The 15344-nt window shown below is 68.9% G+C and carries 13 protein-coding genes and 1 pseudogene; 2 read left to right on the top strand and 12 right to left on the bottom strand.

Going from position 1 to position 15344, the window contains the following annotated elements; genetic code table 11:
* Window positions 1-20: 20 nt before the first annotated feature.
* The 9 genes from AC0IY1_RS11960 to AC0IY1_RS11920 form a co-directional block, all read right to left on the bottom strand.
* Entirely contained in the window at window positions 21-917 is an 897-nt protein-coding gene (locus tag AC0IY1_RS11960) for an ABC transporter permease (protein ID WP_471769769.1), read from the bottom strand.
* Window positions 917-1702, bottom strand: coding sequence for an ABC transporter ATP-binding protein (locus AC0IY1_RS11955; protein ID WP_471769767.1), 786 nt, complete (start codon window positions 1700-1702; stop codon window positions 917-919). Before AC0IY1_RS11955 ends, AC0IY1_RS11960 begins: the two co-directional genes overlap by 1 nt.
* Window positions 1703-1786: 84 nt before the next feature.
* Window positions 1787-2767: a quinone oxidoreductase family protein gene (locus AC0IY1_RS11950; RefSeq protein WP_471769765.1), complete on the bottom strand. Its 981-nt coding sequence runs from the start codon at window positions 2765-2767 to the stop codon at window positions 1787-1789.
* A 229-nt stretch (window positions 2768-2996) separates the two neighbouring features.
* Window positions 2997-3953 (bottom strand): acetamidase/formamidase family protein, encoded by a 957-nt coding sequence (locus AC0IY1_RS11945; protein ID WP_471769763.1) that lies wholly within the window; start codon window positions 3951-3953, stop codon window positions 2997-2999.
* Between the two features lie 22 nt (window positions 3954-3975).
* Complete coding sequence (urtE, locus tag AC0IY1_RS11940) at window positions 3976-4689, bottom strand: urea ABC transporter ATP-binding subunit UrtE (RefSeq protein WP_471769762.1); 714 nt, start codon at window positions 4687-4689, stop codon at window positions 3976-3978.
* An 11-nt stretch (window positions 4690-4700) separates the two neighbouring features.
* Entirely contained in the window at window positions 4701-5411 is a 711-nt protein-coding gene (locus AC0IY1_RS11935) for an ATP-binding cassette domain-containing protein (RefSeq protein WP_471769760.1), read from the bottom strand.
* Entirely contained in the window at window positions 5408-6523 is a 1116-nt protein-coding gene (gene urtC / locus AC0IY1_RS11930) for an urea ABC transporter permease subunit UrtC (protein ID WP_471769758.1), read from the bottom strand. The genes AC0IY1_RS11935 and urtC overlap by 4 nt, the downstream gene beginning before the upstream one ends.
* A complete protein-coding gene (gene urtB, locus AC0IY1_RS11925) occupies window positions 6520-8157 on the bottom strand; it encodes an urea ABC transporter permease subunit UrtB (protein WP_471769756.1) in 1638 nt (545 codons plus the stop codon). Before urtB ends, urtC begins: the two co-directional genes overlap by 4 nt.
* Window positions 8150-9376, bottom strand: coding sequence for a transporter substrate-binding protein (locus tag AC0IY1_RS11920; RefSeq protein ID WP_055958482.1), 1227 nt, complete (start codon window positions 9374-9376; stop codon window positions 8150-8152). The genes urtB and AC0IY1_RS11920 overlap by 8 nt, the downstream gene beginning before the upstream one ends.
* Window positions 9377-9581: 205 nt before the next feature.
* Here AC0IY1_RS11920 and AC0IY1_RS11915 point away from each other — a divergent pair, with 205 nt between their 5' ends.
* A complete protein-coding gene (locus AC0IY1_RS11915; protein ID WP_471769754.1) occupies window positions 9582-9998 on the top strand; it encodes a transposase in 417 nt (138 codons plus the stop codon).
* A gap of 280 nt (window positions 9999-10278) precedes the next feature.
* Here the strand turns inward: AC0IY1_RS11915 and AC0IY1_RS11910 are convergent, their stop codons facing one another.
* Genes AC0IY1_RS11910 through AC0IY1_RS11900 form a run of 3 tightly spaced genes read right to left on the bottom strand, consistent with a single transcriptional unit; the run spans window position 10279 to window position 14809 of the window.
* The gene (locus tag AC0IY1_RS11910; protein WP_471769752.1) at window positions 10279-11736 is read right to left on the bottom strand and encodes an efflux transporter outer membrane subunit; all 1458 of its coding nucleotides are present in this window, start codon (window positions 11734-11736) and stop codon (window positions 10279-10281) included.
* Window positions 11733-13724 carry an ATP-binding cassette domain-containing protein gene (locus AC0IY1_RS11905; RefSeq protein WP_471770001.1) on the bottom strand — a complete coding sequence of 664 codons (1992 nt, stop codon included), beginning with the start codon at window positions 13722-13724 and terminating at the stop codon, window positions 11733-11735. The genes AC0IY1_RS11910 and AC0IY1_RS11905 overlap by 4 nt, the downstream gene beginning before the upstream one ends.
* A complete protein-coding gene (locus tag AC0IY1_RS11900) occupies window positions 13724-14809 on the bottom strand; it encodes an efflux RND transporter periplasmic adaptor subunit (protein WP_471769751.1) in 1086 nt (361 codons plus the stop codon). Before AC0IY1_RS11900 ends, AC0IY1_RS11905 begins: the two co-directional genes overlap by 1 nt.
* Before the next feature lie 404 nt (window positions 14810-15213).
* On the opposite strand from AC0IY1_RS11900, the pseudogene AC0IY1_RS11895 reads away from it, so the two are divergent.
* Window positions 15214-15344 (top strand): annotated as a pseudogene (locus AC0IY1_RS11895) ((S)-ureidoglycine aminohydrolase); the annotation flags it as partial.

Here is a 15344-nt window from a genome sequence, read left to right as displayed (position 1 = left end):
TGGCTCAGCGGGCGGGGCGATCAGACCTGGACCTGCCCGGCCGTGGTGACCTGACGCCAGGGCAGGATGCGACGCTCGGCGAAATCAATGACGTGGTAGAGCAGGAAGCCCACGAACATCAGCACGAACAAGCCGACCCAGACCGTGTTAAGGTCGTAGAGGCTCGAGGCCGCGTAGATCAGATGCCCAAGCCCGCGCTGGGATGAAATGAACTCGCCGACCACTGCGCCCACCAGGGCGAAGCCGATGTTGATGCGGAACATCCCGATGATGGCCGGCAGGGTCGAGGGCACGATCACGCTCTTGAAGATGCGGTTCTTCGAGGCGCCCATCGAGGCCAGCAGCGCTTGCAGGTCGGGGTCGGCGTCGCGCGCGGCCTGATAGGCGGCGATCAGGGCGACGAGGGCGGTGAGGGAGACCGCGAGCGCCACCTTCGAGACGAATCCGGTGCCGAACCACAGGATCACGATCGGGGCCAGGGCGATCTTCGGCACCGAGTTGATCGCCACGATGAAGGGCTCGACGAGCCGGGCGACGAAGGCCGAGTACCACAGCCCGAGACCGGCCACCGAGCCCAGGAGGGTGCCGATCAGGAACCCGATGATCGCCTCGATCACGGTGTACCAGGTGTCGACGGGCAAGGACCCGTCGAGCAGGGAAGCGAGGAAGACCCGCCCGATGCCCGATGGGGCGCCGACCAGGAATTCCGTCAGCCAGCCGGCCCGGACCGCGACCTCCCAGGCCAGGAAGAACGCCGCGACGGCCAGAAGTTGGATGACGGCGCGCCCCAGGGTCGTGTCCGCAGCCCGCGCAAGGGATCCCGGACCTGGGCGGGACCGCGCGGACGTCGCGCGGGCCGGCCGCGTCGCCGTCGCAGGCTTTAGGGTCGGGGAGGACTTCAGCGTCTGCGTCGCCATCAGGCAGCCCTCTGACGGGTCTGGATCTCGAGTTCGCCACAGAGGGTCTGGAAGTAGTCCGAGAAGCGCGGATCGCTTCGTGCGCCGATCGGCGATCGGGCATCGAGCCCGATCTCGTGGACGGACTTCACGGTCGTGGGACGGTTGCCGAGAACGACCACGCGCTTGGACAGGGCCACGGCCTCGTCGATATCGTGCGTCACCAGGACGACGGTCTTGTGGAAGGTCTCGACCGCGTCCAGCAGAACCCCCTCGAGGTAGAGCCTCGTCTGGTAGTCGAGGGCGGAGAAGGGCTCATCCAGCAGCAGGATGTCGGGATCCATGATCAGGGTCCGGATCAGGGCGGTCCGCTGGCGCATGCCGCCGGAGAGCATCTTCGGATAGGCGTTCTCGAAGCCCGACAGCCCAAAGGTCGAGAGGTATTCTCGCGCCGTGTCGAGGGCCTGGGCCCGGTCGACGCCCTTCATCTCCAGGCCGAGCATCACGTTCTGCAGAACCGTCCGCCAGGGGAAGAGCAGGTCCTTCTGCATCATGTAGCCGACCCGGCCCTGGAGTCCGGACACCACTTCGCCGCGGAACGTCATCGTCCCGCTGTCGGGTTCGAGCAGCCCGGCAATCACGTTGAAGACCGTCGTCTTGCCGCAGCCGCTGGGCCCGATGATGCTGACGAAGTCGCGTTCGAAGATGTCGAAGCTCAGTCCGTCGAGAACCGGCACCGATCCGCCCTTGCCGGGAAAGGACTTGCGAATACTGTCCAGGCTGAGTTGGACCGAGGAAGCCGTCATGAACCCTCCGTGTCTGTGACAGGGCTCCAGCAAACCTCGGGCCAACCGAATTATGGATGCAACACCGGCCCGGTGACCGATCGTCTACGGTGTGATGAGGAGTGCTCCGCTGCAGCGACGTTCCTCCGCCGCGCGGTGGACCTCCACGATCGCGTCGAGCGCGAAGCGGCCGCCGATGTCGACGGTCACGTGCCCCCGGGCGATGGCATCGAAGAGGTCGGCCGCGTTGGCCCGGAACGTTGCCGGATCGGCGTTGTGCGGGAAGACGGAGGGGCGCGTGAGGAAGAGGCAGCCCTTCTTGTTGAGCAATTCGGGATCCACCGCCGGAGCCTTGCCGGACGACGCGCCGTAGCAGACCACGAGCCCGAAGGGCGCGGCGCAGTCGAGGGATCGGATCAGGGTGTCCTTGCCGACCGCATCGTAGACGACGCGGGCCTTGCGACCGCCGCTCGCCGTCAGGAACGCCTCCGGCCAGTCCGGGTCGTTCAGGTCGACCACCGCGACGCATCCGGCGGCGCGCGCGGCTTCGTGCTTGTGCGGCGAGCCCGTGGTTCCGATCACCTCCGCCCCGAGCGCCGTCGCCCAGCGGGTCAGGATCTGCCCGACGCCGCCGGCGGCCGAATGGACGAGCAGGAGATCCCCCGCCTGGACCGGGTATGTCCGGCGTAGGAGGTACTGGGCGGTCATGCCCTTGAACAGGAGGGTGGCCGCAGCCGCGTCGGTGATCGTCTCGGGCAAGGTGACGAGCTTGTCGGCGGGCACGTTGCGCAGGTCCGCGTAGGCGCCGACCCCGGCATTCATGTAGGCGACCCGGTCGCCGACCCGAAGGCCCGCGACCTCCGACCCGACCGCGTCGACGACGCCGGCCGCCTCGAAGCCGAGGCCGGTCGGCAGGGGGAGGGGATAGACCCCCTGGCGCTGGTAGATGTCGATGAAATTGAAACCGATGGCGGTCTGGCGAACCCGCACCTCACTGGGCGCGAGCGGGGCAAGCGCCTCCAGGACGATCGAAAGGACCTGCGGCGCGCCGAACGCGGTGAGCTTGACGACTCGTCTCATGACCATGCGGCTGAGATTCCCTGGCGGCTTGGATGGGTCAGACCTCAGTAAGCCGCGAGGCCGGCCGTTGCACGCACCAAACTCGGCCCCTCCGCGAGGATGTCCGCGAACAGCCTCGTCCATCCGGCCCTGGCGGCTCGGTTCGCGACGGCTCAACGCCCCGGCGTGAGCCCGGCCTCAGGAGGCCGGCCTTCGCAGCCCGGGTGCCCGCGCGAGCCGCGAGCGCTCTTCGGGATCAGAGGGCACGCTTCGACATCAGAGCCTTCTTCGGCATCAGCATGTGCACGCCCTTGTTGCCGTCCACCGTCTGGGTGATCCGCAGGTTCCCAGCGAGGGAGCACAGCATGTAGGCCTGGTTGCGGGTGAGGTTCGTGCGGTCGCAGACGTGACGCACCATCTCGCGCACGGCCTGGCGCATCGCCTCGTCCAGGCTCTCGTGCAGGCCGATCGACATCAGGTCCGTGGGCGTCTCGGCGAAGGGCCACGCGTAGCCGAGATCCTTGCGCACGGTGAGGCGGAACGTGCCGGTGAGGCCCGTCTCCAGGGCCGTGATGCAGACCTCGCCGTCCCCCTGCACGCCGTGTCCGTCGCCTGCGTAGAAGCCGGCGCCCGGATTGTAGACCGGCAGGTAGAGGGTGGTGCCGACCCTGAGCTCCTTGTTGTCCATGTTCCCGCCGAAGCCGCGGGGGACCGGGGTTCCGACCCGGCCCCAGGCGGCCGGGGGCGCCGTGCCCATGATGCCGAAGAACGGATCGAGGGGCAGTTCCGTGCCCCAGGGCAGCACGGCGACGCCGCGGGCGACGTCGATGTCGGGGTGGATGGTCTCGTAGTCGGTGAACTCGTCCGGCAGGGTGCCGAGGAGCGGCAGGATCGCGACGAAGCCCCAGTCCATGCGGAACTTCAGGTCCAGGATGTCGACCTGGAGCACGTCGCCGGGTTCGGCACCGCGCACGTGGACGGGTCCGGTGACGAAGTGGGGGCCGGGCCCCTGCGCCAGGGTGTCCAGGGCGAACCGGTAATCCGCGGGCACGCGAGCGGGATCGGGGTGGAGGGATTCCCGTCCGCCGGCCGGGAACGAGTGCAGGGTCACGGTGTCGCCTGAGGCCATCTCCAGCACGGGGGGCAGGGTGGCGTCGAAGTAGCCCAGCACCATGCTCTCGGGGGTCGCGGGGATCTCGTGATGCGTCGACATGCGGGCTCCTGGGTCGGGCGGGTCAGACGGCGATGTGCCGGGAAACGGCGTCGTGGTTCAGGTCCTGGCGCAGGCCCTGTTCCACCACGGCGCCGCGCGAGAGAACGACGAAGGCGTCCGCGAGCCGGATCGCGAAGGCGAGGTACTGCTCCACCAGAACGACGGTGACGCGGCCCTGGAGCCCGGCGATCACGCCCTCGATGGCGGAGACTATCGAGGGCTGGATGCCCTCGGTCGGTTCGTCGAGGAGCAGGACGCGGGGCCGCGTCGCCAGAGCCCGGGCGATGGCGAGCTGCTGCTGTTGGCCGCCGGAGAGGTTGCCGCCCGGGCGGTGCCAGAGGTCGCGCAGGGCCGGGAACAGCGAGACGGCCTCGTCGACGGCGCCACTCCGGTCCAGCCCGTGCGCCCGGGCCGCGACCCGGAGGTTCTCTGCGACGCTGAGGTCCGCGAAGATCTCGCGGCCCTGCGGCACGAGGGCGAGCCCGGAACGGGCCCGCCGGTCGCAAGGCTGCCGCGTGAAGTCCACGTCATCGAGGGTGACCGTCCCCCGCGTCACCGGGATCAGGCCGGTGAGGCAGCGCAGCAGGGTGGTCTTGCCGGCACCGTTGCGGCCGAGCACCGCGAGGCAGGTGCCGGGCGCGACGCTGAAGCCGACGTTCCGGAGCACCTGGGCGCTGCCGTAGTGCTGGTCGAGCCCCGTCACCGTCAGGCTGGCCGGATGTGCGGGCGCTGGCATGGGGGCGCGCGTCATCGGCCGAGGAACACGTCGATCACGCGGGCATTGGCGCGGGCTCCCGCCATCGCGCCTTCGAACAGGGTCCGGCCCTCGTGCAGCACCGTGACCCGGTCGGCCACCGCCTCGACGAAGGCCATATCGTGCTCGATTACCAGGATGGCCCGGTCGGGCCGGCGCAGGGCGCCGATGAGTTCGGCGGTACGCGCGGTCTCGTCGTCGGACAGGCCCGCCACCGGCTCGTCGAGGAGGAGGACCCGGGGCTCGGACGCCAGCACCATTCCGATCTCGAGCCATTGCTTCTCGCCATGAGCGAGAGCGCCGGCCGGCACGCTGGCGCGCGCTTCGAGGCCGGTTTCCGCCAGGGCCCGCGCCAGGCGGACCGGCCGCTCCCGCGCCGGACAATCCGGGCCACAGCCGAGGCCGAGATTCTCGCGCACCGTCAGGGCCGGAAAGACGCTCGGCTTCTGGAATTTGCGGCGTACCCCCGCCCGGGCGATCTCGGCCTCCGAAGCCTGGGTCAGGTCGCGCCCGTCGCCGAGGAGGATGCGCCCGGATCTCGGTCGGGCAATCCCCGTGATCGCATCCAGCAGCGTGGTCTTGCCGGCCCCATTGGGACCGATCACCGCGCGGACCTCACCCGGATCGACGGCGAGAGAGAGGCTGTCCAGGGCCCGGAAGGCACCGAACACGACCTCGAGGCTGTCGATGACGAGGGCGCTCACGGCTGCGGTCCCGCGCGCTGGAGCCAGTTCGGCTTCAGCCGGAGCGTGGCGAGGTCGAGGAGACCGTTGGGCAACCCGAGGACCACCACGAGGACGAGGCCCGAGAGGATGAAGGGCCAGGCTTCCGGCATCGCCGCGCTGAGCCAGAACTTGAGGGCGTTGACCGCGATCGCGCCGATCACGGCGCCGCCGAGCCGGCCCATACCACCGATGGCGACCCAGACCGCGATCTCGATGGATAGGTCGGGGCTAAGCACCCGTGGATTGATGATGCCGACCTGGGGCACGTAGAGGAGACCCGCCAGCGCCGCGATGGCGGCCGAGAGGCACCAGATTCCAAGCTTGAGGCGCGTGGTGCCGTAGCCGAGGGTGCGCAGCCGCGCCTCGTCGTCCCGGCAGGCCAGCATGCGTCGCCCGAGGGGGCTCGCCACCAGGGCCCGCGCACCGACCAGCACGGCCGCGAGGGACAGGAGCGTCGCGACGGCGAGACCGGTGACGACCCCGGGGGCACCCATGGGCCAGCCAAACAGCAGCGAGAACCCGGTCATGCCGTTGTTGCCGCCCAGACCCGTATCGTTGCGAAACATCAGCAGCATGGCGACGTAGACCAGGGCCTGGCTGATGATCGAGAAGTAGACGCCGTTCACCCGGGAGCGGAACGAGGCGAGACCGAACACGAAGGCGACGGCCGCCGCCAGGCCCAGCGCCAGGGCCAGGGCGTAGGGCGCACTGGTCAGGCCGGTCCAGTAGACCGGCAGGCTCTTCCAGCCCATGAACTGCATCAGGTCCGGGGCCGTGCCGGTGACCGCGTAGGCATGGGCGAGCAGGTGCATCGCGCAGACGTAGCCGCCGATAGCGAAGAACAATCCGTGCCCGAGGCTGAGGATACCGAGATAGCCCCAGACGAGGTCGAGGGAGACCGCGAGGATCGCGAAGGCCGCGAGTTGCCCGACCATGTTGACGAGGTAGGGGGCGGGTGGGAGCAGCACGAGGCCGAGGGCCGCCGCCAGGACGAGCCCGACGAGGCCCGCCAGGAGCGGGTCGCCCCCGAGGATCGGGCTGCGCCGTCGGGCCGCCGGAATGCCGGGCGACAGGTCGAGAGCGCCGCTCATCGCCGGCGCCGCACGGCGAACAGGCCCTCGGGGCGGCGCTGCAGGAACAGGATGATGCCGGCGAGCACGATGACCTTGGCGGCCACGGCCCCGTAGAGCGGCTCGATCAGGACGTTGGCGCCCCCGATGCCGAGCGCCGCCACGAGGGTGCCCACCACGGTGCCGACGCCGCCGAGCACCACCACCATGAAGCTGTCGATGACGAAGTTCGCGCCCATCCCGGGATTCACGCTGTAGATCGGGCAAAGGGCCACCCCGGCGAGGCCGGCCAGCCCCGAGCCGAAGCCGAAGGCGAGCCGGTCGACCCGCCGGGTGCGAATGCCGAGGCAGGCGGCCATGTCGCGGTTCTGCGTCACCGCACTGATGTCGAGGCCCAGCGGCGTCCGCTTCAGGATGACGAGGGTCAGCACCAGGGTCACGGCCGCGAAGGCGATGGCGAACAGGCGATTCCAGGTGACCACGAAGTCGGCATAGAGCGGGACGCCACCGCTGACGTAGGGCGGCATCGCGAATTGCAGGTTCTGCGACCCCACCGCGACCCGTACCCCGTTGATGAGGAACAAGCTCACCGCCCAGGTGGCGAGCAGGCTCATCAGCGGTCGTCGATAGAGATGGCGCAGGATCAGGGCCTCGATGGCGATGCCGACCAGCGCCGAGGCCAGGAACGCCACCGGGATTGCGGCCAGCAGGTACGCGTCGAGCCAGCCCGGCGCGAGGCGCCGGAGGACCTCCTGCACGCCGTAGGTGGCGTAGGCGCCGATCATGATGAACTCGCCCTGGGCGAGGTTGATGACGCCCATCAGCCCGAAGATGATCGCGAGGCCGGCCGCCGCCATGAACAGGATGCTGGCAAAGCTCAGGCCGTTGTAGAGCACGGCGAGACCGTTCCCGATCGACACGGCCTGCTCGACGCGGGCCAGGGCCGCGTCGAGGGCGCTGCGGAAGGCGGGATCGCTGCCATAGGCGGGATCGGCCTTGAGAGCGGAGAGCCGCGAGAACGCCGCGCCCGAGGGCGTCTCCGACACGGCCCGGATCGCCGCGAGGCGGCGCGCCGGATCGGCGGAGGACAGGGCGGCCGATTGCGCGATCGCCGCGAGGCCGGCCCTGAGGCCCGGATCGGTCTCGGCGGAGGCGGCGCGCAGGAGGAGGGCTTCCGGAACGGTGGCGATCCGGCGCTCCAGGGCGGCAAGGCCGGCCCGGCGCAACTCGACATCCGCCCCGGTCAGCAGCGACGCCGCTCCGGAGGCGGTCTCGATGAGGGCGCGCTGGCGCAGGCCGAGCACCGGCGAGCGCCCGCCCGTGACCGAGCGCGCCGTGCCGGTGGCCGCGTCGCGACCATCGGTGGCACCGGCTCGGTCGAGGACCAGGGCCGACTCACCGAGGCAGGCCAGGCGCCGATCGAGGAGGGCGCGCAGGATCGTGCCGGCCCAGGCGAGGTCACCGGATGTCGCCTCCGCAGAATTGCGCAGGACCCCCTCCACCGCCTTGGCCTGCGCCGCGCCGTCTCCGCAGAGCGCCGTGGCGAGGGCGCCGCGATCGAGCGTCGCTTCGGCCGCCAGGGCCGGCGGCATCACCAGGCTCGAAGCCCACAGCAGGAGAGCGACGAAACCGAACCGTCCTGGGCCCTCAACCATACGGGCTGAACGGCACGGGCTTGGGAGCATCGGGCGATTGCCAGAGGATGTCGAAGCCCTGCTTCTCGTTGACCGAGCCGATGAAGACGCCCCGGGCGACGTAGTTGTTCTCGCTCCCCATGGTCAGCGTGTAACCGGACGGGTCGGCGAAGCTGAGGCCGGGGAAAGCCTTGCGGACCTCCGGTACGTCGAAGCTGCCGGCCTTGGCGGCGGCGAGCGCCCAGAGCTGGACGCTGTCATAGGCCGACACCATGGGGTCGATGACCGTGTCGGCACTGAAGGGGACGCCCTTGGCCTTCACGTAGGCCGCCCACTCGGACAGGAACGTCGTGTTCGCCTCGGCCTTGGCGGCCTGGAGATAGGCCCAGCAGTTGAGGTGGCCGACGAGGGGGGCGGTGTCGAGGCCCTCGAGATCCGCCTCCACCATGTCGAGTCCGAGGATCGGAACGTCGGTGGCGCGGATGCCCTGATTGGCGAATTCCCGCAGGAAATCGGGAATCGAGGAGCCGACCACTGTAAGTACTACGATAGGCTGTCCACCGGGCTGCGCGGCGAAGCTGCGGATCTGGTTCACCAGGGTCTGGAAGTTGGAGAAGCCCAGCGGTACGTATTCCTCGCGCCACGCGGTCTCGGGCACGCCCTTGGACGTCCAGTAGGCCTTGAGCTGCTTGTTGATGGTCCGCGGCCAGACGTAGTCCGAGCCGATCATGAAGAACCGCTTGGCCCCGACGCCCTCCGCACCCATGAGGTAATCGACCGCCGGCAGCACCGAGCTCGCCGGGGGCGAATTCACGTAGACGATGTTCTTCGAGTTCTCGTCGCCCTCGAAGTGGAGCGGATAGAACAGCAGCCCGTCATTCTGCTCGACCACCGGCAGCACGGACTTGCGTGAGACGGAGGTCCAGCAGCCGAATAGGGCGGCGACCTTCTCCTGCTGCAGCATCTGTCGACCGATCTGCGCGTAGAGCGGCCAGTCGGAGGCGGGGTCCGAAGTCACCACCTCGAGGCGACGCCCGTTGACGCCGCCCTTCGCGTTGATGCCGTCGGCGGCCATCCGCACCACGTGGTTCAGGCGGCCCTCGATATTCGCCATGGTGCCCGAGGACGAGAACAGGCAGCCGAGCTTGACGGTGTCGGCGGCCCAGGCCGGGCGGATGATGGCCGGAGCGGACAGGGTCGCCGCCGTTCCCAGGAAGCTGCGTCTCGTGAATTCGACCATCGCTCTCGCCTCGTTCCGTGACCGGCGAATTGTCCGAGTTGAGCGCTCGGTGAGGAAGGCCAAATAGGCTGCAGAGCGGCGGCGGCTTGCGTAAAACCACGGCGTTCCGCCCACGACGCGTGCGCTCCCGCAGGTCGAACGTCAAAAATTGCATTCTCGACCGAGCGACAGGTCTTTCCGCACCCATCGGTCGACGGTGCGTTTCTTGCTGGACCGCGTCCTCGGAGACTCGCTCGATTGGCTGAGGCGCATGCGTCGATCCCAACATACCGATCAAGAGATCGCTTTCCTGCTGCAGGAGGCGGCCAGCGGAACCGCCATCGCGACCATCTGCGCGACCGCCCACGTCTCCATCGGCACGTTCTACCGCTGGCGCCGACGCTTCGGTGGCCTGTCGCCGGCCGGTGTCACGCGCCTGGGGGACATCGAGCGCGAGAACGCGCGCCTGCGGAGTGAAGTCATGTCTCTCCGGCAGGCACTCCTCGCATCGGCATCGGCCGGGAGGGAGCGTGGATCCCCGCCACGCGCGACCCCGATGCCCGGATCGGCAGGTCCGGCGACCGGCTTCAGGGGCGGCCACGCCTCGGTCGGTCGCTATGCCGGTCTCAGGACCGCGACCTGAGCTCCGAAGGACCGGACGGGAGCGGGCCAGGTCCACGGGGCTCCGTCGATGCGGACCGGATCGGGACCCAGCCCCCGGAAGTGCCATCCCGGAGAGACGACACAGCCCGGCAGGGTGAACCGATCCAGGTACCGGGGGCAGAGCCAGCGACCGCCGGCGCAGCGCCCCGGGGCCGGGCAGGGGGGATCGTCGTCGAGAGGGCCACGGTGCAGGTCGATCGACAGGATCGCCGTAAACTGGCGCCGTGGCCTTCCGCCTTGGACTTCAGACCGGATCGCGATCAATCGATGTCCGGCTGGAACCGGTTCCGGCCCAGGGCCTGCTGAAGCGCGACTGTGTCGATGAGGCGTTGGCTCTGAGCCGCGAGACGGGTGAGCGTTGCCGAGGCGTAGCGGACTTGGCTCAGAAGAAGGCCCGAATAGGCGAGGGACCCAGCCTTGTACTGAACTTGGGACGCCGTGAGCGCTTCCTGAGCGAGAGCTTCCGCCTGCATGGCGCCGGTCAGAATCTTCGCGTCCGCCTCGAGCGCCGTCAGCACATCGGCAGTGTTCTGGAACGCGTTCAAGACCGTCATGCGGTAGGTCGCCAGGGCGATCGCGTAGCCCTCCGAAGCCGCCGCCTGTCGGGCCGCCAGGGCTCCTCCGTCGAAGAGCGGCTGCGCCAGCCCGAGCCCGGCCCCCCAGACGCTCGATGCCGCCAGGCTTGCGAGGGTCGCGGCGCTCGCAGCCAGGTTGGCGGTCAGGGTGACGTTGGGCAGCCGGTTCGCGGTCGCCACACCGATGCCGGCTGAGGCCGCGTGCAACTGAGCTTCGGCCGCGCGGATGTCCGGACGCTGCTCCAGCAGGCGGGACGGCAGGCTGATCGGAAGGCGCCGGGGCAGCGTCAGCTCGCGAAGGCGAAAGCTCGGGCGTTCGTACGCGCTGGGCAGTCGCCCCAGGAGCACGGCGAGTCGGTGCCGCGTCTGGATCCGCGCGGCCCGGCTGGCGATGATCGTCACCTCCTGGGAACGGATCAAGCTCTCCTGGCTCAGGACGTTGGCGATGGGCTCGGCCCCCGCGTCGTAACGGACCTTCACGAGCGCGAGTTGATCTCGGTACTGGCGCAGGATCACCTCGGAGAGGGCGATCTGCTCCGACACGGTCGCTTCCTGGATCGCCGCGGTGACGATGTTGCCCGTGAGCGCGAGCGTCGCCGCGCGCAGCTGCTCGCTCGCCACCACCTCCAGGGCCGCCTGGGCTTCGACGGCGCGGCGAATCCCATCGAACAGGTCGGGCGTGTAACCGGCCGTGACGCTGGCACCGTACAGCCCGTACGAGACGGGGCCGGCCTGTCCCAGGCCGCCACCGCCGGCGCGCGTGGCACCGACGGAGAGGTTCGGCAGCATGTCCGCCCGCACGGACTGGGTCAGGGTCTGGGCTTGGCGGAGGGCGGCCTCGGCCTGCTCGACGGTGGGGTTCGCCGAGAGGCTTTCGCGCACCAGGGCATCGAGACGACGGGAGCGGAACAGGTGCCACCACGCGTCGGGCAGGTTGGCTCCCGCGATCAGAACCTGCGTTCCCCCGACCCCAGGGGCGACCAGATGCGTCGGATCGGCTCGCTCGCCGTACCGGGAAACATCCGGCGGGACGGGCGGCACGAAGTCGGGCCCCACCACGCACCCGCCCGCCATCAGCAGGGCGGCCGTCAGGAGGGCGGCCATCGCCAGAAACGGCATCGGGCCGGTGGCGGGTGGTGTCATCGTGTCAGCGCCTCGACCGGATCGACCTGAGCGGCCCGCCGCGCCGGCACGACGCCCGCCCCCAGGCCGGCGAGGCTGGCACAGAGGAACGCGGCCACCGCCGAGCGCCAGCCGAAGGCCAGGGTGAAGGGCAGCGTGACGACCTGCGCCACTTCTCCGAGCGCGAGGGCCAGGCCGGTTCCGAGGGCCCCGCCCACGACACACAGGGTGGAGGCCTCGATGAAGAACTGCAGCATCACGTCCGAACGCCGTGCGCCCAGCGCCATCAGCAGACCGATCTCACGGGTTCGTTCGGTCACCGCGACGAGCATCATGTTCATCACGCCGACGGTGGCGATTACCAGGGCGATTCCAGCGATGGAGACGGTCACCAACCCGAGGATGACCTTGGCTTTCAGCATGGCCTCCCGCTGGGCTTCGGCGTCGAACAAGATGAAATCCTGAGCGCCGTGCCAGGCGCGCAACGACTTGAAGATGGCGGCCAGGGCCACGTCGCGGTCCACGGTCTCGGCGATCTGGAGCGTCAGATGTCCGAAGTACGCGTGGCCCGAGATGCGATAGCTGAAGGTCTTGTTGAGGATGGCGGCGAATGGCCGACGCCCGAAGCGGGACGAACCATCGATCTGCGCGATGCCGACGACGCGCGCCGGAACCATCCCAACCAGGATGAGGGCGCCGAGCGGATCTTCACCCGGTGCGAACAGCGACGCACGTGTCGACGCATCGATGATGATCTCGACGCCTGAACTTCGCGCGCCGCCTTCCGTAAAGTTTCGCCCCAAGACGATCGGAAAATCGTGAATGCGAAAGAAGGCCGGCTCGACACCGTACACCGTCCCAGACATGACCATGTTCTGATGGCGAAGAACGCTCGGCTTCTCCTCACTGGGCGTTGCCCCCGTCACGAAGGAGAAGGCCGAAAATCGGTCGAGGTCCGCCTGGGACAGGGATCCCCTCTGACTTCCCAGGCCGGAACTGTAGTAGGATCGAGACAAGACTTCGGTCCTGTTGCTCCCGAGGCCCTTCATCTTTTCCAGCACCTCTTGCTCCGAGCCCTGGCCGATCGCCACGGCAAGGATGACCGCGGCGATCCCGATCACGATCCCCAGCATGGTGAGGACGTTGCGCAGACGATGCGCGAGGAGGGTGCCGATCGCGCTCTTGACCGCCTCCGGAATCTGATTGGCCCAGCGGCGCGATCCGTCCGGGATCGGCTGGAGGGGCGGGCGGGTCCCCTGACCCATCCGCTGCGTGTGATCCGTGCGGATGCGCCCGTCGGCGATCTCGACGACCCGGTCGGCCGTCGCGGCCACCTGGGGATCATGCGTCACGATCACCACGGTGTGGCCCTCGTCGCACAAGGTCCGGACCAGGGTGAGAAGCTCCGCGCTCGTGCGGCTGTCGAGTGATCCGGTCGGCTCGTCCGCCAGGATGATCCGCCCACCATTCATGAGCGCCCGGGCGATGCCGACGCGCTGCTGCTGTCCACCGGAGAGCTGGGTCGGACGATGATCGAGGCGTTCCCCGAGGCCGAGCCGGACGAGCAGGGTGGCGGCCCGCCGTTTGCGCGAGGCAGCGGCTTCCCCGGCGTAGATCGCCGGAAGGGCGACGTTGGCCCAAGCCGGGAGACGCGGCAGCAGATTATGGCTTTGAAAGACGAAGCCGAAGGTGTGCCGGCGCAGCGCTGCCATCGCGTCGGGATCGACCCCGGCGGTATCGCGCCCATCGATGCAGTAGCGGCCCTCGCTCGGTCGATCGAGGCAGCCGAGGAGGTTCAGCAGGGTCGACTTGCCGGAGCCCGACTGCCCGATGATGGCCACGAATTCCCCGGCCCGGATCCGCAGGTCGATCCCGTCGAGCGCCGCCACGATCTGGTCGCCCATCCGGTAAGTCCGGTGCACGTTCTCCAGGACCAGCAGGACCGGCGCCTCGGCGTCGGGGGCCGTGCCCCCGTCGCGCGGCGTCTGCGGAGCCTCGAGCCCTTCCATCACGAGCGCTTCCGGGAATTGGCGAAACTGGCACCGTCCCGCGGGTCGGCAATGATCACCACCTCCCCGGGGGCGACCCCCTCGAGGACCTGAAGCTGTGCCCCGTTGCTCAAGCCGGTCCGAACGCTGCGCTCCTCCGGCCGTCCGTCCTGACCCAGGATCCGCAAGCGGCCCTGGCGCGGACCGGTCCGCTCGACGGCGGCGGCAGGGACCAGGACCGCATCCTTGGCTTCCTCCAGGATGAAGCTCACGAGGGCGGTCATCAGCGGCTTGAGCGCCCCATCCGCGTTCGCGATCTCGAACCTTGCATTGAAGTAGACCGCCGGGTTCTCCGTGCTGGACGCGTTGGCGCCGCCGGCCTGCGTGGAGGCATTCGCCTCGATCGCGATCTGATCGGGCGCCGGATCGATCGTCTTCAAGGTCGTTTCGTAGCGCCGGTTGGGCTGCGCCAGGGTACTGAGGAGGACGGACATGCCCGGCTTGAGACGTCCGATATCGGCCTCCGAGACCCTGGCCTTGACCGACATGGTACCGAGATCGGCGAGGCGGACGATCGTCGGCGCGATCTGGGACGAGATCACCGTCTGTCCCTGCTTCGTGACGATCGCCACGACGGTACCGCCGATCGGCGCGGTGATCTGCGTGTAGGTAAGTTCGGTGCGTGCGTTCCGGACGTTGACCGTCGCCCCCTCGATCTGCGCGTCGAGGGCGGCGATGTCGGTCTGGGCGATCCCGTAGGCCGCTTCGGCCGCCTCGTAGTCCTGACGGGTCCCGGCCTTTCCAGCCACGATGTCGCCCTGGCGGCGAAAGGCCGACTCGGTCTGCCTGAGAACGACCTTCGCGCGCTCGCGTTGCGCCTGGAGGGCATTCAGGGCCGCTTGATTGCGCTGCACGGCGTTCATCTGAGGCATCGAGTCGATCTCGGCGATGCGCTGCCCTTCCGTCACCTGCTGCCCGAGCTGGACATGAAGGCCCACCACCCGTCCGGACACCTGTGCGCCGACGCTGACGAGTCGGATCGGCTCAATCGAGCCGCTGGCCGCGATGATGGTGGTGATGTCGCCGCGATAGGCCGGCGCCGTCACAAAGCTTCCCTGTTCCGTGCCACGGGCTCGGAAAGCCACATAGGCTCCCGCCAAGATGACAAACACAGCAACAGTGAAGACGAATGCCTTTAGCTTTTTCGGCATATTGTTGCCCTGACGCCAGACATACGGATCTGTTGAAGAAATCAACGATCATAAAAAGCCGGGATCGTTGGCAATCGGCGAATGGCGCCGCGACGCCGTGTTGCGAGCCCGTTTCTCGGCGGCGATCCCGTGAGCGCAAGCCAGGACGCCGCCTCCGAAGCCGACGCGGCAAGCTTGGCAGGGTTTCACATCCCCTGTGAAACGAGATCGAAAAACCGCCACGCCGTGTGGCGGGTGCACCGGCAGCTTGACGCGTTCCGGGGAAGTTCGTCACACCTGTCGGACACGGAGCCCTTTGGATGCCCCCCTTGCCCTACCACCCGCCCTGCGGCGGCCTGCCGCCCCAGACCGCGCTGATGACCGGCCGGGCCGTGTTCACCGAGGCCTACGCCGTCATCCCCCGGGGCGTGATGCGCGACATCGTCACCTC

This window comes from Methylobacterium sp. AC690, from assembly GCF_979256535.1.
Note: the sequence above shows the minus strand (reverse complement) of the source record. Positions and strands in the feature narration are given on the sequence as shown.

Excerpts from the sequence above, each read along its gene's own strand:
- AC0IY1_RS11910 (WP_471769752.1), bottom strand. The coding sequence starts at position 11,736 with ATGACACCACCCGCCACCGGCCCGATGCCGTTTCTGGCGATGGCCGCC.
- AC0IY1_RS11905 (WP_471770001.1), bottom strand. The coding sequence starts at position 13,724 with ATGGAAGGGCTCGAGGCTCCGCAGACGCCGCGCGACGGGGGCACGGCC.
- AC0IY1_RS11960 (WP_471769769.1), bottom strand. The coding sequence starts at position 917 with ATGGCGACGCAGACGCTGAAGTCCTCCCCGACCCTAAAGCCTGCGACG.
- AC0IY1_RS11945 (WP_471769763.1), bottom strand. The coding sequence starts at position 3,953 with ATGTCGACGCATCACGAGATCCCCGCGACCCCCGAGAGCATGGTGCTG.
- urtC (WP_471769758.1), bottom strand. The coding sequence starts at position 6,523 with ATGAGCGGCGCTCTCGACCTGTCGCCCGGCATTCCGGCGGCCCGACGG.
- AC0IY1_RS11950 (WP_471769765.1), bottom strand. The coding sequence starts at position 2,767 with ATGGTCATGAGACGAGTCGTCAAGCTCACCGCGTTCGGCGCGCCGCAG.
- AC0IY1_RS11920 (WP_055958482.1), bottom strand. The coding sequence starts at position 9,376 with ATGGTCGAATTCACGAGACGCAGCTTCCTGGGAACGGCGGCGACCCTG.
- urtE (WP_471769762.1), bottom strand. The coding sequence starts at position 4,689 with ATGCCAGCGCCCGCACATCCGGCCAGCCTGACGGTGACGGGGCTCGAC.
- AC0IY1_RS11955 (WP_471769767.1), bottom strand. The coding sequence starts at position 1,702 with ATGACGGCTTCCTCGGTCCAACTCAGCCTGGACAGTATTCGCAAGTCC.
- urtB (WP_471769756.1), bottom strand. The coding sequence starts at position 8,157 with ATGGTTGAGGGCCCAGGACGGTTCGGTTTCGTCGCTCTCCTGCTGTGG.